Source organism: Tardiphaga sp. P9-11 (genome assembly GCF_008329525.1).
Classification (GTDB): domain Bacteria; phylum Pseudomonadota; class Alphaproteobacteria; order Rhizobiales; family Xanthobacteraceae; genus Tardiphaga.
The window spans coordinates 69,168-89,675 of the sequence record NZ_NPKQ01000004.1; the positions used below are offsets into that span (position 1 = coordinate 69,168).

The 20,508-nt window shown below is 61.3% G+C and carries 18 protein-coding genes; 11 read left to right on the forward strand and 7 right to left on the reverse strand.

The window, feature by feature from the left end; all coding sequences use genetic code 11:
• Nucleotides 1-55 precede the first annotated feature (55 nt).
• Nucleotides 56-1,063, reverse strand: a complete 1,008-nt coding sequence (locus CIW50_RS15700) for an alpha/beta fold hydrolase (RefSeq protein ID WP_149532164.1) — start codon at nt 1,061-1,063, stop codon at nt 56-58.
• A gap of 70 nt (nt 1,064-1,133) precedes the next feature.
• On the reverse strand, nt 1,134-1,847 hold the full coding sequence (locus CIW50_RS15705) for an ArsR/SmtB family transcription factor (RefSeq protein ID WP_149532165.1): 714 nt from the start codon (nt 1,845-1,847) through the stop codon (nt 1,134-1,136).
• Nucleotides 1,848-1,917: 70 nt separating this feature from the next.
• Between CIW50_RS15705 and CIW50_RS15710 the strand changes: the two genes are divergently transcribed.
• Entirely contained in the window at nt 1,918-2,226 is a 309-nt protein-coding gene (locus CIW50_RS15710) for an NIPSNAP family protein (RefSeq protein WP_149532166.1), read from the forward strand.
• A gap of 60 nt (nt 2,227-2,286) precedes the next feature.
• On the opposite strand, the gene CIW50_RS15715 is transcribed toward CIW50_RS15710, so the two are convergent.
• Nucleotides 2,287-2,751: a hypothetical protein gene (locus tag CIW50_RS15715; RefSeq protein WP_149532167.1), complete on the reverse strand. Its 465-nt coding sequence runs from the start codon at nt 2,749-2,751 to the stop codon at nt 2,287-2,289.
• A 179-nt stretch (nt 2,752-2,930) separates the two neighbouring features.
• Between CIW50_RS15715 and CIW50_RS15720 the strand changes: the two genes are divergently transcribed.
• Nucleotides 2,931-3,635: a formyltransferase family protein gene (locus CIW50_RS15720; RefSeq protein ID WP_172980343.1), complete on the forward strand. Its 705-nt coding sequence runs from the start codon at nt 2,931-2,933 to the stop codon at nt 3,633-3,635.
• Here the strand turns inward: CIW50_RS15720 and CIW50_RS15725 are convergent.
• Nucleotides 3,632-3,880 carry a hypothetical protein gene (locus CIW50_RS15725; protein ID WP_149532169.1) on the reverse strand — a complete coding sequence of 83 codons (249 nt, stop codon included), beginning with the start codon at nt 3,878-3,880 and terminating at the stop codon, nt 3,632-3,634. The genes CIW50_RS15720 and CIW50_RS15725 overlap by 4 nt on opposite strands.
• A 201-nt stretch (nt 3,881-4,081) precedes the next feature.
• On the opposite strand from CIW50_RS15725, the gene CIW50_RS15730 reads away from it, so the two are divergent.
• The 3 genes from CIW50_RS15730 (at nt 4,082) to CIW50_RS15740 (ending at nt 9,712) form a co-directional block, all read left to right on the forward strand.
• On the forward strand, nt 4,082-5,569 hold the full coding sequence (locus tag CIW50_RS15730) for an RAD55 family ATPase (protein WP_149532170.1): 1,488 nt from the start codon (nt 4,082-4,084) through the stop codon (nt 5,567-5,569).
• 2 nt (nt 5,570-5,571) lie between these two features.
• Nucleotides 5,572-5,937: a response regulator gene (locus tag CIW50_RS15735; RefSeq protein ID WP_172980344.1), complete on the forward strand. Its 366-nt coding sequence runs from the start codon at nt 5,572-5,574 to the stop codon at nt 5,935-5,937.
• 286 nt (nt 5,938-6,223) lie between these two features.
• Nucleotides 6,224-9,712, forward strand: coding sequence for an indolepyruvate ferredoxin oxidoreductase family protein (locus CIW50_RS15740; protein ID WP_149532172.1), 3,489 nt, complete (start codon nt 6,224-6,226; stop codon nt 9,710-9,712).
• A 713-nt stretch (nt 9,713-10,425) separates the two neighbouring features.
• Here the strand turns inward: CIW50_RS15740 and panC are convergent.
• Entirely contained in the window at nt 10,426-11,277 is an 852-nt protein-coding gene (gene panC, locus CIW50_RS15745) for a pantoate--beta-alanine ligase (protein WP_149532173.1), read from the reverse strand.
• Between the two features lie 233 nt (nt 11,278-11,510).
• Here panC and CIW50_RS15750 point away from each other — a divergent pair, with 233 nt between their 5' ends.
• The 4 genes from CIW50_RS15750 (at nt 11,511) to CIW50_RS15765 (ending at nt 15,325) form a co-directional block, all read left to right on the forward strand.
• Nucleotides 11,511-12,434, forward strand: coding sequence for a division plane positioning ATPase MipZ (locus CIW50_RS15750; RefSeq protein WP_149532174.1), 924 nt, complete (start codon nt 11,511-11,513; stop codon nt 12,432-12,434).
• A gap of 394 nt (nt 12,435-12,828) precedes the next feature.
• Nucleotides 12,829-13,704, forward strand: coding sequence for an alpha/beta hydrolase (locus tag CIW50_RS15755; protein WP_149532175.1), 876 nt, complete (start codon nt 12,829-12,831; stop codon nt 13,702-13,704).
• Nucleotides 13,705-13,774: 70 nt separating this feature from the next.
• Nucleotides 13,775-14,497, forward strand: a complete 723-nt coding sequence (locus CIW50_RS15760) for a vWA domain-containing protein (protein WP_149532176.1) — start codon at nt 13,775-13,777, stop codon at nt 14,495-14,497.
• 102 nt (nt 14,498-14,599) lie between these two features.
• A complete protein-coding gene (locus CIW50_RS15765; protein ID WP_149532177.1) occupies nt 14,600-15,325 on the forward strand; it encodes a DnaJ domain-containing protein in 726 nt (241 codons plus the stop codon).
• Between the two features lie 230 nt (nt 15,326-15,555).
• On the opposite strand, the gene CIW50_RS15770 is transcribed toward CIW50_RS15765, so the two are convergent.
• Nucleotides 15,556-17,382, reverse strand: a complete 1,827-nt coding sequence (locus CIW50_RS15770) for a D-alanyl-D-alanine carboxypeptidase (RefSeq protein ID WP_149532178.1) — start codon at nt 17,380-17,382, stop codon at nt 15,556-15,558.
• Nucleotides 17,383-17,778: 396 nt separating this feature from the next.
• Here CIW50_RS15770 and CIW50_RS15775 point away from each other — a divergent pair, with 396 nt between their 5' ends.
• Entirely contained in the window at nt 17,779-18,114 is a 336-nt protein-coding gene (locus tag CIW50_RS15775; RefSeq protein ID WP_149532179.1) for a phasin family protein, read from the forward strand.
• 72 nt (nt 18,115-18,186) lie between these two features.
• On the opposite strand, the gene CIW50_RS15780 is transcribed toward CIW50_RS15775, so the two are convergent.
• On the reverse strand, nt 18,187-19,551 hold the full coding sequence (locus tag CIW50_RS15780; RefSeq protein ID WP_149532180.1) for a TadE/TadG family type IV pilus assembly protein: 1,365 nt from the start codon (nt 19,549-19,551) through the stop codon (nt 18,187-18,189).
• A gap of 541 nt (nt 19,552-20,092) precedes the next feature.
• Here CIW50_RS15780 and clpS point away from each other — a divergent pair.
• Nucleotides 20,093-20,425, forward strand: coding sequence for an ATP-dependent Clp protease adapter ClpS (clpS, locus tag CIW50_RS15785; RefSeq protein ID WP_068734422.1), 333 nt, complete (start codon nt 20,093-20,095; stop codon nt 20,423-20,425).
• Nucleotides 20,426-20,508: the final 83 nt, after the last annotated feature.

Below are 20,508 nucleotides of genomic sequence, written 5' to 3' on the forward strand. Positions count from 1 at the left end.
ATCTGAATACAGCATGAATGTTTCGGGATATCCGCGTAACAGGCCGCGGCAGTTGCTACTTCGCCGCGAGGAAGCCCAGCATCAACTCGTTGAATTTGGCCGGTGCATCGAGAAACACGATATGGCCTGCGTTCGGCAGTACCTCGGCCTTCGCGTTCGGCATCTTCGCCGCCAGCGCCTTTGCCAAATCGGCGTTCTGGCCCATCTTTGGCCGCAACGCTTCCGGCGCATTCGGCTTTCCTGGCGCGTTGTGATCGTCGGCGCCCATGATGAACAGGGTCGGCAGGGTGATCAGCGGGATTTCGTGGACCACGGGCTCGCGATAGATCATCTGCGCCGAACTGACGAAGGCGCGCAGCCAGCGCGGATATTCCGGTGAGCCCTTGATGTTGAAACGCGCGTCGATAAAGGGCGTTACCTGATCGGGTTGCATCTTCAGCGAATAGTTCACCTCGAGCTGTTTGCGGTAGCCCTCCGCCGTCAGCTTGTCTTCGGTCTCCAGAATCTTCTCGGTCGGCGTCGGTGGCACATAGAGGCGATAATCCTCAAGCCCGATCGGTGCCGCGAGCAGCAGGTGGTCGATACGATCGGGATAAGCGCGCGCGATACGGACGCTCACCATGCCGCCGAGGGAATGCGCAACGATGTCGAATTTGGAAACTCCAAGGTGATCCATCAGCGCGATGGTGTTGCGGGCAAGGGTGTCGAAATGCAGGTCGCCCGACGGCTTCGACGATTTGCCGAAGCCGATCTGGTCGGGGACCACGACGCGGTAACCGGCCTCGTTCAACGTGCCGATCACCGGCGCCCAGTAGCTCGACGGGAAATTGCGGCCATGCAGCAGCACCACAGTCCGACCATTGGGCTTGGTCGATGGCACGTCCATATAGGCCATGCGCAGTTGCTCGCCGTCATTGACCAGCGGCAGCATGTTGACGGGGTAGGGATAGGGGAAGCCTTCGAGACCGATGCCATAGGGCTCGCGCGCCGCCGGTGGCTCGGCCGCTTGCGATGAGGTGAACGGTAAGGTTGCAATCAGCGCAGCGAGTAGAAGGCGGTTCATCGGGGGCTCCGGGAGAAGGAAGGTCCGGCGCGGTTTCGGGCTGCATTGCGGCGAAGGTAAGCCGGCGTCTTCACGTTTTCCGGATGGCGTCGCCGGTCGTGCCGAACAATGCCTCGAAGCGCTTCTCGCCGCTGCGGGTGAAATGCACTACGCGGCTGCCCGGCAAGGGGTCTCTAGCCGCCCATTTCATGGCAGTGAACGAGGTCATGATGGCGGCGCCAAGTGTCCCGGCCAGATGGTGGCGCCGCTCGCTCCAGTCTAGGCAGGCCTTGCAGACCGGCCGACGTGGATGCGTCAGCGTCGCCGGATCTATCCTCAATTCTTCAGCAACGAACCTGCTGCCCTGAGCCGTGAGTTCGACGGTCTGCTTGGTCTGCCGGATCAGCTTCTGTGCCCGCATGCTGTCGAGCATCTGTACGCCGAGATCGCCGGCGAGATGATCGTAGCAAATCCGTGCACGCCGCAGTGCGGGTTCTTTCGGCCCGGTGCGAACGCGGAGATGGCCTGCGCGGGCTGCCAAGCCGGCCAGACCTTCCAGCACACCGGCGACATCGGGGCCGGTGAGGCGATAATAGCGATGACGCCCTTGTTTTTCCGGCTCGATCAGGCCACCGGTTTCGAGTTTGGAGAGGTGTGAACTCGCGGTCGGCGCCGTAATTCCGGCTTCCTGGGCGAGTTCGCTCGCAGTCAGCGCACGGCCTGTCATCAGCGCCGTCAGCATATTGGCGCGTGCAGGATCGCCAACAAGTGCAGCGATCATGGCGATGTCCGGGCCTGCTTTCATACTTCGACGCTAATCAAAGTATTGCAGTCGATCAAGCGGCTATATCGAGGCATCTGCAAAGGGAGCTGTCATGACGATCACTGTCTTCATTCGCTATCAGATTGATCCGTTCAAACGCGAATTGTTTGAAGCCTATGCCAGGCGCTGGCTGACGATCATTCCGAAATGCGGTGGCGATCTACTGGGCTATTGGATGCCGCATGAAGGAACGAACAACATCGCATTCGGCCTGATCTCGTTCCTAAATCTGGCGTCCTATGAAGCCTATCGCGCCAGATTGCGCAGCGACGCGGACGGCGTCGCGAATTTTGCTTCGGCCGAGGAGCACCAGTTCATCCTCGCGGAGGAACGCACGTTCCTGCGTCAGGTGACCGCATAATCCATGCGCAACAAAGCCGCGGGTATTGATGCCCGCAGCCTTGTCTGCCCGATCGCGCCGTTACTTCGGCGCGCCGCCCTTCGAGCTGTCGATCTCGGTGCCGGTCGGAGCCGATTGCGGAGCCTGCGGTCGTGCTGGTGCCGCACCGGTCGTGACGCCCCGCTGGCTATTGGTCGGCGTGACGTCCCGCACGCCGGGAGCCACTGGCGGCTTCGAATAGGAATCCGCGATGTTGTTGGTTGGCGCCGGCGCCTTTGGCGTGCTGTCCTGCGTCGCCGGCGCGGATTGGGATGCGGTCTTCGTCGGGTCGCCCGGATTCATCGATGTATTGTTAAGGCCGTAGAATACGGCGCCGAGCAAGACAACAATGCCAAGTGCATAAATAGCCATGCGGCTACCGCTGGCGGACCCTTCCGCGAGTTCGGGATCGGCCTGCAGCTCATTATCGAGCCGCGCCGGATTGCGAATGTCGTCATCGGCGGGAGTCGGACGATACGGGTCGTTGGGGTTGGGGATATTCGCCATGTCGAGTCCTCCTTTGCGGCAAGACAACCGCTAAGCGATGGGCAGGTTCCGGAAATTTGCCACCGCAGACCGCGTCTCGTGCGACAATGCGGCGCGATCGGCACCTGCTCATCAGTTGTTAAGGCCTGACTGCGAGTCTGAGGCGATTGTTGATTCGCAGAAGGCGTATGGCGGCCCGAATGTTCGATACGATTATCCTCCTTACGGGTCCCGCTGAGCACTCGGTCTTTACAACGTTGCTCCGTGGTCACAATCCCGACCTGACCGTGCTGCCTGTTTTCACCGCCGAAGATCTGGCTGCGATCGAGCCAGACTGGCTGCGCCGTGCGCGATTAATCTCGTTCACCACCGGTGTGATTGTTCCGGGCGCGATTCTCGATCAGCTCGGCTTTGGTGCCTACAATTTCCATCCCGGCCCGCCGCAATATCCCGGCCGGGCTCCGGCGCAGTTTGCGCTTTACGATCACGCGACCGACTTCGGCTGTACGGTCCATCGCATGATTGCACGCGTCGATGCCGGACCGATCGTGGATGCTGAGGCGTTCCCAATTCCAGCTGACATCAGTGGCGCCGGTCTGGAAGAGCTCGCTTATACGAGGCTTGTGCAAACGTTCTGGCGCATGGCGCGCGTACTCGCGACGCAGCCGGAGCCGCTGATCGAGCGTGCGTTGCGCTGGGGTAGCAAGCGCCATGCACGCAAGGCCTATGAACAGATCTGCGATGTCCCGGTGACCATCGCAAGGGACGAACTCGCGCATGGCGTCAAAGTCCTCGGCGCCGATCATTTCGGTATCGTGCCAACAATCGGTCTGCACGGTTTTCAGTTTCGGGTGGTCGTCCCCGAAACTGAAAGCGCTGCCACGAACGAAGCAGCCGAAGCCTAGCGGTTGGCCGCGAAGCTCTGGTGCTGCGCGGGCGGGGGTGCTGACGTGAGTCTGCCGGCTGCCTTACCGTTGAATTCATAAAGCAGGAAACTCAGCACCACGAGCAATCCAACGCCAATGATGGCCTTGGTCGGCTTGTGGTCGTGTTCTTCGCCGCAATCCGGATGGTAGGCGCCGTCATTCGATACCAAATCGCTGCCGGCGAGTTCAGGCTGCGACGGCCAGTTATGCAAGTTCTGGTTCATTTCCGTTCTCCTTGCCTGATGTCGTCAGACACCAATGGCGCGCAAAGGCCGACGTTCCGTTTAATGGCCGCCATTTGCGGGATGCTGCTTGCATATAAGAAGGCATCTCAAAATATTTCCGAAAAAGCCTTGGAACCCATTCCTCGCTGGCGCGTTTCAGCATCCCACCGTCGTGGGTGATACCTTAGGGGCAGTTTCGGAATGAGTGGTGATAACGGCCGGTTTGCAACCGGCGTACCGGGTCTCGATGCGATCCTGGGCGGAGGCGTTTTCGACGGCGGCATCTACATCATTCAGGGCGCCCCAGGCGCCGGAAAAACGATTCTGGGCAACCAGATCTGTTTTGCCCAGGCTGCCCAGGGCCGCAACGCGCTTTACATCACGCTGCTCGCGGAGAGCCATGCTCGCATGATCGGGCATATGCGGCGGATGACCTTCTTCGATGAAGCTGCAATCCCGGATCGTATGTCCTATGTCGGCGCCTTCAAGACGCTGGAAGACGACGGGCTGCGCGGCCTGCTCGACGTGGTCCGCCGCGAGGTTCGCACCCGCAAGGCCAGCATCCTCGTGCTCGATGGCCTCATCACCGTGCACGAGAAGGCGCGCTCCGAGCTTGAGCTGAAGAAGTTCATCCACGAACTTCAGACCCAGGCTGCCTTCAGCAACTGCACCATGTTCCTGCTGACCAGCGCGTTCGATGCAGATGCGCATCCGCCTGAGCATACGATGGTGGATGGTCTGATCGAGTTGCAGTCGTCGCTGCACGGCCGCCGCGCCGAGCGCTCGCTGCAGGTTCATAAATTGCGTGGCAGCTGGTTCATGGGCGGCAAACACGCCTATCGGATCACCGAAAACGGCCACGCCATCTATCCACGGATTGAGGCGCTGTTGGAGACGCCGAGTGTCTGGGACAGCGCCGACGGTCCGATGGTCTCCGTCGGCATCGGCGGCGTCGACAAGATGCTCGGCGGCGGTGTCGATACGCATTCGGTGACGGTGGTGCTCGGCCCGTCGGGCTCAGGAAAGACCACGGCTGGTCTTCAGTTCCTCACCGGCGGTCCCGCAAGTGAACCGGCGATGCTGTTCGGGTTTCACGAAAATCCGATGTCGTTGCGCATCAAGGCCGACAGCCTCAAGCTGCCGCTGAAATCGCGGGGCGACAAAGTCACGCTGATGTGGCGTCCGCAGACAGAAGCCGTGCTCGACGAGGTCGCAACCGAGCTGCTTTCGACCATCAGGCAGAACGGCGTGCGCCGTCTGGTGATCGATGGCATCGAAGGCTTCTCGAAGCTCACCGACGAAAAGGAGCGCATCGGCTCTTTTTTGTCGGCGCTGTGCAACGAGTTGCGCGCACTCGGTGTTACCACGCTGGCGACGGCAGAAACCGATCACGCTGGCATGACACCCGGGCAGCCGCTCAAGGGGGTCAACCAGACGGGTCTCTCGGCAGTTGCCGAGAACATCATTGCGCTGCATCTCGCAGCCCTGCGCTCGGAAAACCATCGTCTGATGACCATTCTGAAATCGCGTGACCGCCGGACCGATATGCGCATGCGCCGCTTTGAAATTCTCGATGGCGGCATCGTTCTCGATGCCAATTTCCAGAGCGCGGAGCGCATCCTCAGGGACATTTCAAGTCAAGGACCTGCACCAACTCCATCTACGGATCTCAAGTTGACTGGAGAATAGCGGTGCGAACTGTCCTGATTGTCGAGGACGAATGGGCGATCGCCGACTGGCTCGAAGTCCTGTTGAGCGAATACGCCTTCAATGTCCTCGTGGCCGGCAACGGCCGTGAGGCGCTCGACATTCTGCATCGGGACACCCCCGATCTCGTGCTTACCGATTTCATGATGCCGTTCCTCGACGGCGCCGGCCTGATCGCAGCGATGGGGCAGGACGAACGTCTTCGCAGCATTCCGGTGGTGGTCATGACCTCGTTGCTGGAGCATGTCGTGCGCGACCGGGCAGGGCATTTCCGCGCCTATCTGCGCAAGCCGTTTCGCGAAGCCGATCTGATGAAGATCATTGGCGAGATTTTCCCGGACGAAGCCTGAACCTTTTATATCTGTCGTGCTGCACTGCACTGTCGCGCGATGCCGTTACGTCCTTGCGCCCAAGGCCTTGGCGGCGACACAACGTGACGAACACACCGGCCGCTTTCATCACGAAGTTGCGTTCTTTGGACGCGGGGCTCCATTGCCCAGAATTGTGGTGCGCCCCGTTCAAAATCCAACATAGACTGTTTCTAAGGGAGTCGAACGACCCCAGATAATCAGGCGCGAGCAGGCTGGATTGACGCAATCCGGGCGATAGCCCGAGGCCGCAGTGGCGAGGGTGGGAATGGGAATTAATCAAGGCGCGATCAGTCTCGATCAGAAATACACCCAGGGCTCCGGCCATATCTTCCTGACCGGCATTCAGGCGCTGGTGCGGCTGCCGATGGCACAGGTCCGCAGGGACCGTGCGGCGGGTCTCAACACTGCGGCCTTCGTTACCGGCTATCGCGGTTCGCCGCTCGGCGGCTATGACCAGCAACTGACGGCGGCGCGGAAACATCTCGATCAGTACGGCGTCAAATTCCAGCCCGGCGTCAACGAAGATCTCGCGGCCACCGCGATCTGGGGCACCCAGCAGCTCAATCTGTCGCCCGGCGCCGAATATGATGGCGTTGTCGGCATCTGGTACGGCAAGGGCCCCGGCGTCGATCGTTGTGGCGACGTCTTCCGCCATGGCAATGCCGCCGGCTCGGCGAAATTCGGTGGCGTGCTGTGTCTCGCTGGCGACGATCATGGCGCCAAGTCCTCCACCGTGCCGCATCAGTCCGACCATGCCTTCATATCGGCGCTGATGCCCTATCTTTACCCGTCGTCGATCCACGAGATGATTGAGATGGGTCTGCTCGGCATTGCGATGTCGCGCTATTCCGGCTGCTGGGTCGGCATGAAGGTGATCACCGAAACCGTGGAAACCACGGCGGAGATCAACCTCAACGACGAGATGACGCCGTTCAATATTCCCACCGATTTCGAAATGCCGGCGGATGGTCTGAACCTGCGCTGGCCGGACGACCGCTATGTGCAGGATCGCCGCCTGCAGGACTACAAGGGCTTTGCCGCCATCGCCTTTGCCCGTGCCAACAACATCAACCGCGTCACCATGGACTCGCCGAATGCGCGCTTCGGCATCATGGCCTCCGGCAAGAGCTATGAGGACGTGCGCCAGGCGCTGCGCGAACTCGGCATCACAGAAGAGGTCGCCGCGAAAATTGGTCTGCGCCTCTACAAGATCGGCATGCCGTGGCCGCTGGAGCCGGAAGGCGTGCGCAAATTCGCAGTGGGTCTCGAGGAAATCTTCATCGTCGAAGAGCGCCGCGAAATCGTCGAGAATCAGGTCAAGCAGGAACTGTTCAACTGGCGTGACGATGTGCGGCCACGCATCATCGGCAAGATGGATGACAAGGACCATCGCTTCCTGCCATTCGCCGAGGAGCTGAGCGTCGCCAAGGTGGCGACCTCGCTGGTGGATCGCCTGCTGGCGATGGAGATCGATCCGGATATCGCAGCACTGCTGCGCGCCAAGGCCGACTGGTTTCACGGCCGCGAAGCGTCGCAGGTCCAGAACGTGGTGCCCATCACGCGCACGCCGTATTTCTGCTCGGGCTGCCCGCACAACACCTCGACCAAGGTGCCGGAGGGCTCGCGCGCGCTGGCCGGCATCGGCTGCCATTTCATGTCGCTGTGGATGGACCGCTCCACCGAGACCTTCACCCATATGGGCGGCGAGGGCGTGCCGTGGACCGGCATCGCGCCGTTCACCAAGGAGAAGCATATCTTCGCCAATCTCGGCGACGGCACCTACTTCCATTCCGGCTCGCTGGCGATCCGCCAGTCGATCGCCTCCAAGGCCAACATCACCTACAAGATCCTCTACAACGACGCCGTCGCCATGACCGGCGGCCAGAAGCATGACGGCGAGTTGTCGCCGCAGCAGATCACCTTCCAGCTTCATTCCGAGGGCATTCGCGAGATCTATCTCGTGTCGGAAAATCCCGACCTCTATCCGGCGAGCACCATCGCGCCGGGCACCAAGCTGGCGCATCGCGACGAACTCGACAGCGTGATGAAGGCGTGCCGCGAAGTGCCGGGCTGTTCGGCCATCGTGTTCGTGCAGACCTGCGCGGCCGAAAAGCGTCGCCGTCGCAAGAAGGGTATTCTCGAAGACCCGCAGCGCCGCGTCATCATCAATCCTGCGGTCTGCGAAGGCTGCGGCGATTGCTCGGTGCAGTCGAACTGCATTTCGGTGGAGCCGCTGGAGACCGCGCTGGGTCGCAAGCGCACCATCAACCAGTCGTCCTGCAACAAGGACTATTCATGCCTCAAGGGCTTCTGCCCATCCTTCGTCACTGTCGATGGCGGCAAGCTGAAGCGCAAGGCGCCTGTCGAACTCGGCACCATCGGCGCGTTGCCGGAGCCGGCCACGCGGCCGTCGCTCGACAAGCCCTATAACGTTGCGGTTGGCGGTGTTGGCGGTACCGGTGTGCTGACCATCGGCGCGCTGCTCGGCATGGCCGCGCATATCGAAGGCAAGGCCTCGATGATCCTCGACATGTCAGGGTTGGCGCAGAAGGGCGGCGCGGTGCTCAGCCACGTGCGTCTCGCCAACGACACCGGCGATGTGACCTGTTCGCGCATCGTCACCGGCACGGCCGATGTCCTGATTGCAGCCGATGAAGTCGTAGCGATCGCCAAGGACACGATCTCGCTCTGCGAGAGCTCGCGCACTTATGGCATCGTCAACACCCATCTCATTCCGATCGCGGATTTCGTGCGTAACCGCGACTTCAATTTCCAGTCCCGCAAGGTCAACAACGTGCTGGAAATGTCGCTGCGCAAGGAATCGACATTCCTCGACTTTACCAAGGCCTCCGAAGCGCTGCTTGGCGATTCCATTGCCACCAACATGATGATGATGGGATTTGCCTATCAGCAGGGACTGCTGCCGCTGCAGGCGGCGTCCATCGAGCAGGCCATCGAGCTCAACGGCGTCTCGATCAAGATGAACATGCTGGCGTTCCAGTTGGGGCGTCTGGCGGCCGCCGATCCGGCGCGGTTGGCAGACATGCTCAAGGGTGCCGACGAGACCATCGCGCCGAAGACGCTGGACGATATGTCGCTCGATGAGATCGTCGCCCATCGCAGCGGACTGCTCACCGACTATCAGAATGGCAAGCTCGCCCAGCGCTACCAGGCAATGGTCGATCTGGTCCGTGAGGCCGCGATGCGCGGTGGTTATGATGATGAACTGCCGCGTGCCGTGGCGATCAACTATGCCAAACTGCTCGCCTATAAGGACGAATACGAGGTCGCGCGGCTCTATACCGATGGCAAGTTCGAGAAGCAGCTGCGCGATCAGTTCGAGGGCGACGTCAAGATCAACTTCAATCTCGCGCCGCCGATGCTGCCGGGTACCGATGCGTCGGGGCGTCCGAAGAAACGCGCGTTCGGCGCCTGGATGCTGCCGCTGTTTCGTATTCTGGCGAAGCTGCGCATCTTGCGCGGCACGCCGCTGGATGTGTTCGGCTACAGTGCCGACCGCAAACTGGAGCGCGACCTGATCGCCGGCTACGAGAAGGACGTTGCCACGGTGTTGAACCTGTTGTCACCGCTGACGGTGGATACGGCCGTGCAGTTCCTCTCGCTGCCGGACAGCATCCGCGGCTACGGTCCTGTGAAGGAAGCCTCGGTCAAGGCGGCGAAAGCACGTTATGCCGAACTCGCCAAGGACCTCGCCAATCCGCCGCCGGTGCCGCGCCAGATCGCGGCGGAGTAGGGCTCTTGCTTTTCCCTCCCCCTAGCGCGGCGCAGCCGCGCGACGTGGGGAGGGATTCCACGAACGCCTATGCGTCATCGCAGATGTGAATATCAAACAGCCACTGTGCTTCAGACATGCGTCATCACCCCTGTTGTTTGCGGCGCGGGGGCGCCGTCGTCTGCTGCATTCCGGCTCTCATTCAAGAGGGCGTGCGGAACGCCGGGTGCCCGTTGCACCCTTGGGCCTGATGCGATGCGGTCTTCCGCAATAGTGAATGCATCAGGACTTTCGGACGCGCCGAGCAAGTGCCCAGCGTTCCGCACGCGGTGTTGTTTCGGTTGCCTGCACTTTGCCATGGTGCCGAGTCCATCACACCAATTTACAGGCCCAAGGCGAGGGGCCAGGGAGCCTCAAACAACCGGAACGGATTTCTCGGATGAGGTCGTCCGTCCCGTGATCTGCAGGTGGCCACCGCAAGACAAACCGTGCCGCCTGTCCCGCGGACAGACGATCCGGCCTGCCCGAAGACAGCCGTCCCCACATATCCCGTGACGCCGCATCTCCGGCGTCCACCGCATCCCACCCCGCGAACGTGACGATCGCGATCGCCCCTCTCGGTGGGGCAGGACGATGAGGAAAATAATCAATGCAGGGATATTGTCAAGATTAAATAGGAAAAAATATTTGAGCGCTGTCTTGGCCGATGCATGAGGCCCCCTGACGACAGCCCGTCACACTCCGATATTGTCGATCAGCCGTGTCTTGCCGATCCTTGCAGCCACCAGTAGTCGCACCGGGCCATCCTGCATCGAGGTCACGGGCGCGAGTGACTCCGCATGGCGTGCTTCAAAGTAGTCGAGTACGAAGCCGGCTGCGGTGATCATCGCGGCGCCGCCCGCCATGGCGGTCTCGAAACGATCGCCCGCCTTCAGGCGCTTTGCGGTTTCCTTCATCGCGCGATAAAGCACCGGCGCCGTGGCGCGGTCTTCCGGCGAGAGATAGATGTTGCGCGACGACATCGCGAGACCGTCGCGCTCGCGGATCGTGGTGGCGCCGGTTACCTTGACGCCGAGATCGAGGTCCCGTGCCATGCGCGTGACGACCTTGAGCTGCTGGTAGTCCTTCTCCCCGAAGAACGCCATGTCCGGTCGCACCTGCGTGAACAGCTTGCCGACGACCGTGGCGACGCCACCGAAGAAATGCGGGCGGAAGCGATCCTCGAGGTCGGCGGTGGCGGGGCCTCCGGTCGTGATCTTCGTTGCGAAGCCTTCCGGATACATGACCTTGGCGTCGGGATTCCAGATCAGGTCGACGCCGGCTTCGGTGAGCTTGGCGACGTCGCTCTTCCAGGTTCGCGGATAGGAGCCGAAGTCCTCGGTCGGGGCGAACTGCGTTGGATTGACGAAAATCGACACTACGACCTTGCTGGCGCGGCGCTGGGCGAGGCGGACGAGCGAGACGTGGCCGTCATGCAGCGCCCCCATGGTCGGCACCAGGCCGATGGTCGCCTTGCGTGCCCGCAGGCCTTCGAGCGCCTTGCGGAGGGCGGGCAGGGTGCGGGCGACGATCGGAGTGCGGGGCATTGCGGCTCGTTCTTGTTGTTGGCTGCGGCGGGTGAGGGCGTGCGCGCCCTGCTTATCAAAGCTCGCGGGATCACCCAAGCCTCCCGATCCCAGGCTGCGGGTGTCTCGATGCCGCAACCGGCAGCTGAGATTCATGATTAAGCGCGGCTGATCGCCCGGAGAGCAGGATGCCCCTGTATTTAGCTTGACCCTTGCCACGCCTCGCGATTTGAAGATGATCGAGGGATCGCGCGATGTTGATGCAAACCACCCAGGGACAGTCCGGCACGGCGCATGTGGTTGTGCTTGGCAATGAGAAGGGCGGGTCGGGCAAATCGACCACTGCGCTTCATATTGCCGTGGCGCTGCTGAAGGCTGGTCAGCGCGTCGCTACTATCGATCTTGACAGCCGTCAGCAGAGCTTCACGCGCTATATCGCCAACCGCGCGGGCTGGGCGCAGAGCGCCGGGCTTGCGCTGGAAGTGCCGACCCATAGCTGCGTCAAGCTCGGCGAGACGATGCAGATCGCCGACAACGAAGCTTTCGAACTCGATCAGTTCATGACCGCGGTGAGCGCGGTGGAACGAACTCATCATTTCATCGTCATCGATACGCCGGGCAGCGATACCTATCTGATGCGTCTGGCGCATTCGATGGCCGATACGTTGGTGACGCCGATCAATGACAGCTTCCTCGATTTCGACGTGCTCGGCACCGTCGATGCCGCAAGCTACAAGGTGACCGGCGAGAGCCACTATTCGAAGATGGCGCGTGAGGCGCGGCGCAAGCGCCGTCAGCACGATGGCTCCACCACAGACTGGATCGTGGTGCGCAACCGGCTCTCGATGCTCGGCTCGCGCAACAAGATGCTGGTCGCCGGCGTCCTCGATCAACTCTCGCTGCAACTCGGTTTCCGCGCCATCGACGGTCTCGCCGAGCGCGTGATGTATCGTGAGTTCTTCCCGCGTGGCCTGACGGCGCTCGACGATCTCAACGAAGCCACGCTCGGGCGTCGTCCGAGCATGGGCCATGTCACCGCGCGCGAGGAAGTCATCGAACTGCTCCGCAAGTTGAAGCTGCCGCTCGATGAGCGTGGCCGTCGCCGCGCCGCCAACCGCGCCGAGTGGTTTGCCCAGGTCGACAAGCCGCTGGATGTTCACGACATCCTTGGCAACTGAGTCGCGCCCGCCGATTAAAGCCGGCGCTGTCCGTTCGGCAGGTTATGAACGATTACGCACTCAACTTCGTCTTCACAGGACGGGTATCATTTTCTGCACCCAGGGAACGAGTAGCCCGTCCGACAGTTGGTTTGTCGTTGAAATCAGGGCGTTTTTGAAATTCCGATCTCTTGCGAAACTCGTTCAAAATCGCTCAATTTGACCATGGCTTTCTTTAGCAGCTGCACAAGAAACGGGTGCAACGCACAATAACATGGCTCGGAATTCACAATATTTAGCCTTTCTGTCACCGAGCTGTGACATATATGCTGTTGAAGCAGCCGCTTGAGGGTCATCCGACCCCATAAGTGTTGTAGCCGGCCGAGACTTACTAACCGGCCGATCAGGGACGAACATGAAACGCGGACTACTCATTCTGCTTTCGGTTTGCGTGCTGGCCACCGCCGCGTACTTCACCGCGTCGAAATGGGCGATCCGGCATGAGACGCTGACGTTCTTCGATGCGTCGCGTAACCGTCCTGTGCAGGTGGACGTGGCCGTTCGTCGCGACAAGGAAATGCAGGCCAATGCGGGCATGATTACCTTGCCAGTCGCAGTTCTCAATCATGGCAATACCGTCAAGTTCACCGAGTATTCGTTTCTCGCCAACGTGTTCGCGGCGCGCGGCTATATGGCCGTGAGCATTCAGCACGATCTCGATACCGATGCTCCGCTGGTAACCAAGGTCGGCGAGCTCTATGTCGGACGCCTGCCGGTATATGAGCGCGGCGTTGAGAACATCCAGTTCGCGGTCAAGGAGCTGAAGAAGATTCAGCCGAACTCGGACTACGATCATCTGACCATGGTCGGTCATTCCAACGGCGGCGACATCTCGATGTTCTTCGCCAAGGAATTCCCGAACCAGGTGAAGAAGGTCGTGACGCTGGATAATCTGCGCGTGCCGTTCATGACCGATGGCAAATTCAAGATCCTGTCGTTCCGTTCGCACGATACGGTGTTCAAGCCGGATCCCGGTGTCGTGCCGGATGACGAGATCTGCGAGAAGGCCGGTATCACGGTCGTCAACACTGGCGCGCAGCATACCGACATGAGCGATCGTGGTCCGGAAACCCTGAAGACCAAGATTCAGGGGCTGCTCGACAAGTTCCTTGACGACGACAGCAAGCTGTCGCCGGTCACCGGCAAGCCGAAGATCATCGAGCAGCCCGCTCAGCAGAGCAATGCTGCTGACCCGAGCAAGATCGCGCAGTATACGCCAAGCGTGAACTGAGTCCTGTGCTGCGCGGTTGACCGCGCGGCCCATGCTCGCCACATGAAGCTTGCAGCAAGCGCGAGTTCAAATGGCCAGCGATCCCACCATTCCCAAATCGAAGACCGATACGCTGACCCAACCGTCGGCATCGGCCGACATCGCGGCATTTGTAGCAAAGGCCAAGGCGATGGCGTCACATGCGGCGGGCGGGCGCGGACGGCTCGTGTTCGCGCTTGATGCAACGATGAGCCGGCAGCCGACCTGGGACATGGCCTGCGCGCTGCAGGCCGATATGTTTCGCGAGGCGGCGTTGATTGGCAGTCTCGATATCCGTCTCGTCTATTTCCGTGGCCTCGGCGAGTGTCGCGCGACCGGCTGGATTTCGGACACCGCGCAACTGGCACGGCTGATGAGCAAGATCTCCTGCCGGGGTGGACACACGCAGATCGGCAAGGTGCTGTCGGAGACGCGGCGCGAGGCGGTGGCCTCCGGCGTGCGGGCGCTGGTGTTCGTGGGCGACGCCATGGAAGAGTCCATCGACGAGCTCTGTGCGCGGGCTGGTGAACTCGGTCTGCTGAAAGTGCCGGTCTTCATGTTCCAGGAAGGGCAAGACCCTGTGGCCGAACAGGCATTTCGCGAGATTGCACGGCTGACCGGTGGTGCCTGGTGCCGGTTCGATCCGGGAGCCGCTGCGCAGCTCCGCGAATTGCTGCGCGCGGTAGCGGCCTATGCCGCTGGCGGACGGGAAGCGCTGACGCGGCTGGCGTCGTCGGCGCCGGGTGCGGCAAAGCTGCTCGGCCAGATGAGGTAAGCCGCCTTGACGTAAGGCCTGGCTTCCAAGGCCTGGCGTTCGAAAGCCTGGCGTTCCAAGGCTTGGCTTTCATCGCGGGCGGCAACCGACTATCTAAAGCTCATGCCTACTTTGATCGCCGGCGCGCTCGCCGTCTTCGTGCTCTACATGCTGCTGCAGATGTTCCGCTCGGCCAACCCGGCGCTACTGGCGCGCGGTATCAAGCTGGCCGGCGGCGTGCTGGCGCTGGCTGTGGCGGCATTCACCGGGATCAAGGGCGAACTGGCCGTGGCGATCCCGCTCGGGATCTTCGGTGCGGGTCTCTTGGGCTGGGCGCCGTTCGGCACCGCGGGGTTCGGCAATATCGGCGGCATGTTCGGGGGCGGGACCAAATCGTCCGGCCAGACCTCGCAGGTCCGTTCCGCATTTCTCGACATGACCCTCGATCACGACAGCGGTCAGCTCAGCGGACGGATCGTCGCCGGCCCCTATGCCGGGCAATCGCTCGATGCATTCGACCTGCCGCAACTGGCGGCGATGATGGCCGGCTTCGACGCCGAGAGCGTGGCGCTACTTGAAAGTTATCTTGACCGCCGGTTTCCCGCATGGCGTCAGAACGCGCAGGGCGATACGGCAGGGCGGTACGACCGCGCGACGTCTGGCAGTAAAATGACGGAGGAGGAGGCCTATCAGATCCTTGGCGTGAAGCCGGGTGCGACCCGCGACGAGATCAGCCGCGCGCACCGATCCCTCATGAAGAAACTGCATCCCGATCAGGGGGGCTCGACGTACCTCGCGGCCCGGGTCAACGAGGCCAAGGACACTCTGCTTCGCACGCATCGCAGCTAACTCCAGCACGCTTTTACGCTACAACTGCGAGCAGCTTCCGTTTCTCTGAGAACGCCTCATCGCCCACCGTTGTCCGGCATGGTCGATCAATCCCCTGTCTGAATTTGTACCGCCTAAGTCTTGACGAGAAGTTGTCGCTACGGGAATTTATGGTGACCAAAAGCAAAATGGCCGGGACGATGTCCCGGCCATTTGCGTATCCGACGGTGTCAGTCGATCAGTTCTTGCGATCAGTTCTTGATGGTGATGCAGGAGATTTCGGAGCGCTTCAGGGTCTTGCAGATGGCTTCGGCTTTTTCGCGGTCGAGGCCGGCGAAGCGGGCACGGTAGAGCTTCCTGTCGCCCTTGCCGACGACGGCTTCAGTGAACGGGTCGGCCTTGCCAAGGAGGCCGCGGGCCTGTTCACGCGCAGCGTCGAGGCGGGTCCGTGCCTCGCTCTCGCTCTCCAGTGCGCCGACCTGAATGATCCAGCCGGTGTGGCTTGCGGCGGGCTTGATGGCGCCGCCCTGTTGTACGGCCTGCGGAGCGGGAGCCTGAGGGGCTGGCGCGGTACGTGGGGCAGGGTCGGCGGCATAGGCCATCTGGGTGCCGCCCTGGGCGCTTCCCTGAGCCGGCAGAACGCCGAGAAGTCCATTGCCGGTCCCGAAGCCTGCCGGCTGGCGGGGCATCTCCGAGCGTGCGTAGAGCGAATTGGTGGTCTCGGGCGAGCGGGCGGTGGGCTCAGAGCGCGCCGTGATGGCGTTGGTCGTGGCCGGAGGGGCGGGCTGCTCGCCGCCAGCGGAGGCCAGCTTGTACTGACCGGACTTGACCTGAACGGTGCGGACGCGAACCGGCTTCATCGGCTCCGACGAGCCGGGAATGGTCGAGATGGGCTCGGACTGGATGACGCCTGAATTCAGCGGGCCGGGTTCTGGCTTGCGCGCCTGCGGCAACGGCGCTGCCGGGGGCAGGGCTGCAGTGGCGGCAGCGAAGACGGATGGGCGGGCAACCGGTGCGGCGGGACGAACTGGAGCCTCAGCGACTGGCTCGGCGGAGACGGGCGCAGCGGCTGCCACCTGGATGGCGCCATTGAGCTGTTTGGTTTCGGTCGGACGCGACTTGGCCTCGGCTTCGGCGACCTCGGTCGCGGCTTCGGACGGGTTGCGCTCGGTAATCGCGGCCACGGTACGGCGGGTGGCGCCCTTGTCCAGGTTCTCGGCAAGCAGGTTGCGCATGGCGGCGTCACGTGCGCCGCCGCTGCGGCCGCCGAGGACGACGCCAACCAGGTGGCGGTTGCCGCGCTTCATGGACGAGACGAGGTTGAAGCCGGAGGCGCGGGTGTAACCGGTCTTGATGCCGTCGACGCCTTCGACTGACCCGATCAGGCGATTGTGGTTGCGAATGTTGCGGCCGCGATAATTGAAGGAGGCGGTGGCAAAGTAGCGGTAATAACGCGGGAAGCGATCCTGGATGGCACGGCCGAGCGTGGATTGATCGCGGGCTGTGGTGACCTGATCGTCGTCTGGCAGGCCGGAGGCGTTGCGATAGACGGTGCGGCTCATGCCGAGCGCACGGGCCTTCTTGGTCATCAGCTTGGCGAAATCGTCTTCGTCACCGGCAATGGCTTCGGCGATCACCACGGCGGCGTCGTTGGCGGAGCGGGTCACCAGCGCCTTGATGGCGTCCTCGACACGCAGCGTCTGACCGGGGCGCAGACCAAGTTTGGTCGGAGCCTGCACGGAGGCGTGCTGCGAGACGTCCATTTCGCTGTCGAGGGTGAGCTTGCCGGATTCCAGCTTCTCGAACAGCATGTACAGCGTCATGATCTTGGTCAGCGACGCCGGATGCCGTGAGCCATCGGGATTGTTGGACGAGAGAACCGCACCGGAATTGCCATCGACAATGATCGAGGAGAAAGCGGGATTGTAGCTCGAGACACGTGCGACGTGGCTTCGCGATTTATGTCGGCGGCGGGCATCCGCGCTGTCAGTCGTAAAGATGACGGCGATGCTGAGCGTTGCCAGCCCAAGAGCGCACACCCGCAAGGTGCGCGACGAAGCAAACGTTGTGCGAAGCATGAACTTCCCCGTCAGATCAGTCTCATTCCCCGGATCGTGAGGCTAAATTATGCCCAACAACCGAGATGTGTCTCAGTTTTAGGCGTCAGCCTGAGCGATTCTCTCGGCGGGATGGCAGAAGCATACGCGGCCATTCTGGCTAAGAGTATGTACTCATGCAGTTTTCAGGCTTTTGGCCCCAACGCACCAATGCAAGAAATCAGCGTAGGTCCGGCGAGTTTCCAAAAGGTTAAGCAACCCTTGCACGCCACCCCTGCATTTATCGCCAATGGTAAAAATTGTGCATTGCACAGGATTCTTGACGTCATTGTGCACCGCACGGTAGATGGACCGGTCAGATCAGACCGGGGGCCACCCGGCCGCGGCTGACCCGTCCAATCCGGGAAAGGATTTGCAGTGATCAAGGTCGAAGACATCCAGCAGTACGGCAAGCAGCAGTTCGAGAGTGCAGTCGCATCGGCGGCCACGCTTCAGAACGGTGCACAGGCTATCGCTGTCGCGGTTGGCGACTACACCAAGAAGTCGTTCGAGGACGGCAACGCCTTCGTGACCAAGCTGTCCGGCGTGCAGTCGCTCGACAAGGTGCTTGAAGTGCAGACCGAATACGCCAAGTCGGCCTATGAATCCTTCGTGGCTGAATCGCACAAGATCAGCGAACTCTATGTCGATCTCGCCAAGCAGGCCTACAAGCCGTTCGAAGGCTTCGTTGCCAAGATGACTCCGGCGCGCTGACGCGACACGGTTTTCAAATCAAAACGCCCGGCCGTGATGGCCGGGCGTTTTTCGTTTGAGATGTGCTCTTTCTTATCTCGCGACGCGAAGCTTGTTCAGCGAGTTGCCGATGGCGGTGAAAGCGGTGGCGATGCCGCTTGCCGTCGTTGTTGCAAAGAAATTGCCGGAATCGGCGCAGTATTTGAGAACCGCGAAATCCGGGCCGCCGTCAGTGTTGACCTGGATCGTGTAGATCGCGGTCTTTCGCTTGCCATCGACAAGCTCGGCCTTAATGTTGTCGCAGAGTAGCTTCTGGCGCGCGTCAACTGCCGGTGATGAATGCTGGCCGTCACCGTCCCATCTGTTCTTGGTATTCTCGCCGTCCGATAGCAAGATGATAGCATCCGTGTATTTGTAATTGGAGTCCTTGGCCGGTGCCGGGAATGGATCGTTACCGATCTGTAAGGTGCGCCAGGCCCAGGCCATGCCGATCGGCTGGTTGGTGCCGCCATTCGCGGACAGGGCATCGATCTTGTCTTTCAGCGTCTTAACATTGTTGGCGCCATAGGCCGTTGTCATCCCCAGAATGGCCGAGGGGCATGCATTGTACTGGTAGGCCGGATAACGTGCTGTGCCCGACGGGGCTTCGTTGGTGGTGTCGTAAGGCTGATCGCGGTCGGTGACGCAGCCATTCCAGGCGTTCTTGTTGGAGCTCGCGTTCCAGGTCTTGTTAGCCGCTTGGCACTCGGCTTTGGTGTCGTAGTACGAATAGCTGCAGGATCCATATTCGTCCCATTTGAGCCAGGTCGCATTCTTGTTCGACGCGCCGACATTGACCATCTGGGCAAACGGAATGATCGAGATATAGAGGTCCTCGGTCATGCGCGAGTTGGCGCTCAGCGTATCGATCAGATTTTTGGCAGCTAACTGCATCGCCTCCAATTTTCCGCTCCCCAGACCCATCGAGCCGGTAACGTCGAGCGCCATGGCAACGCGCATGCGCGTCGAGCCCCAGGTCGTGGTCGAGCCGCTGCTGATCCCCAACTGAGGGAAGCCGACCATCTTCATGAAATCGGTTGCAACGGCACCCGCGCCGTTCACCGTGACCGTCGAGCCGTCCTTGGTATTGGTCGTGTAGCTCGCCGTCACCGTGATCTGGCCGGCACTCGTGTTGGTGTATAACGAGTTGAAGTAGGCGGTCGCCTTGTTGGTGACATCGGTCGCCGACATGGTCGGATTGGCCGACAGGTCCTTCGAGACCATCAGGGCTGCGGAGTCCAGCGCCGCCTGCATCGCCGAGCGGGCGGCATTGGCACGGGAATAGTCGACGGCGGCGCCCACGAAGCCGAGCAGGGGCACCAGAGCGACAGCGAAGGTTATCGCGATATTGCCGCCGTCGTGGCGGGCAAACCGGGATGCGAGGCGCTTTGCCTGGCTCGACACGGACTGAATAAACATTGTTACCACCAGTGGTAGATTTCTGGCGGTTATGTCCACGGCTGCGGCTAAACAGGTGGTAAAGGTGTCCTCAGAAAATAGGTAAAAGGCCGACTATTGGTATGCCGCTGGGCCAGCGTCCGGTATCATCGTCAACATCGGCTAAATCGCTGGTTTGCGGATCCGTTCAAATCGAACACGATCGGTTAACCCTGACCGGACCGGGGGGCCATCGGGCGGGGGCGCGGCGAGCCATGCAAGGTGTGTTCAGTGCGCTTGCGAGAATGCCCGCAGGAACCCATATTGGCTCGATCGGTCCTGCAACGGACAGCGTCGTACCCATGCGGCGACCCGGGGCGCCTCCGTGCCCGAGGCGTCCGGCAGCACGTCGTGGCTGGGGACGCTGTCAATTCGGGGCTGGCCAATATCCGCTAGGGACTTTTATACAGGCGCCATGTTCCAGAAACCTTCGAAATTCATGCCTGACGGCATCCCGATGCCTGTGGCCGGCGCACCCGACGATCGCCGCCGGCAGTCGCGTGGCATGGCAGAGCCACACGGCATGGCAGAGGACGACAATCGGTCCAATGCGCCCGGCGGGCCGGCCACCTCGGTCATCACCAAGGTCAAACCCAAGACCAAGCGTCCCAACCTGTATCGCGTGCTGATCCTCAACGACGATTACACGCCGATGGAATTCGTCGTCCACGTGCTGGAGAAATTCTTCCAGAAGGACGCCGAGGCGGCGACGCAGATCATGCTCCACGTTCATCATCACGGGATCGGGGAATGCGGCGTTTTCACCTATGAGATCGCCGAAACCAAAGTGACGCAGGTGATGGATTTTGCGCGCAAGCACCAGCACCCTTTGCAATGCGTGATGGAAAAGAAGTAGCCTCGCGTGAATTCCCGGAAACTGGGAACGGGTCTTGCATTGATCTGATGTGAGTCGAACGCGGTCGTTCGGCTGCGTCAACA

Bases quoted from the DNA above. Each gene is read 5' to 3' on its own strand.
- CIW50_RS15780 (WP_149532180.1), bottom strand. From the start codon at position 19,551: ATGTTTATTCAGTCCGTGTCGAGCCAGGCAAAGCGCCTCGCATCCCGG.
- CIW50_RS15755 (WP_149532175.1), top strand. From the start codon at position 12,829: ATGAAACGCGGACTACTCATTCTGCTTTCGGTTTGCGTGCTGGCCACC.
- clpS (WP_068734422.1), top strand. From the start codon at position 20,093: ATGGCAGAGGACGACAATCGGTCCAATGCGCCCGGCGGGCCGGCCACC.
- CIW50_RS15730 (WP_149532170.1), top strand. From the start codon at position 4,082: ATGAGTGGTGATAACGGCCGGTTTGCAACCGGCGTACCGGGTCTCGAT.
- CIW50_RS15770 (WP_149532178.1), bottom strand. From the start codon at position 17,382: ATGCTTCGCACAACGTTTGCTTCGTCGCGCACCTTGCGGGTGTGCGCT.
- CIW50_RS15725 (WP_149532169.1), bottom strand. From the start codon at position 3,880: ATGAACCAGAACTTGCATAACTGGCCGTCGCAGCCTGAACTCGCCGGC.
- CIW50_RS15705 (WP_149532165.1), bottom strand. From the start codon at position 1,847: ATGAAAGCAGGCCCGGACATCGCCATGATCGCTGCACTTGTTGGCGAT.
- CIW50_RS15760 (WP_149532176.1), top strand. From the start codon at position 13,775: ATGGCCAGCGATCCCACCATTCCCAAATCGAAGACCGATACGCTGACC.
- CIW50_RS15720 (WP_172980343.1), top strand. From the start codon at position 2,931: ATGTTCGATACGATTATCCTCCTTACGGGTCCCGCTGAGCACTCGGTC.
- CIW50_RS15710 (WP_149532166.1), top strand. From the start codon at position 1,918: ATGACGATCACTGTCTTCATTCGCTATCAGATTGATCCGTTCAAACGC.
- CIW50_RS15740 (WP_149532172.1), top strand. From the start codon at position 6,224: ATGGGAATTAATCAAGGCGCGATCAGTCTCGATCAGAAATACACCCAG.
- panC (WP_149532173.1), bottom strand. From the start codon at position 11,277: ATGCCCCGCACTCCGATCGTCGCCCGCACCCTGCCCGCCCTCCGCAAG.
- CIW50_RS15700 (WP_149532164.1), bottom strand. From the start codon at position 1,063: ATGAACCGCCTTCTACTCGCTGCGCTGATTGCAACCTTACCGTTCACC.
- CIW50_RS15715 (WP_149532167.1), bottom strand. From the start codon at position 2,751: ATGGCGAATATCCCCAACCCCAACGACCCGTATCGTCCGACTCCCGCC.
- CIW50_RS15765 (WP_149532177.1), top strand. From the start codon at position 14,600: ATGCCTACTTTGATCGCCGGCGCGCTCGCCGTCTTCGTGCTCTACATG.
- CIW50_RS15750 (WP_149532174.1), top strand. From the start codon at position 11,511: ATGTTGATGCAAACCACCCAGGGACAGTCCGGCACGGCGCATGTGGTT.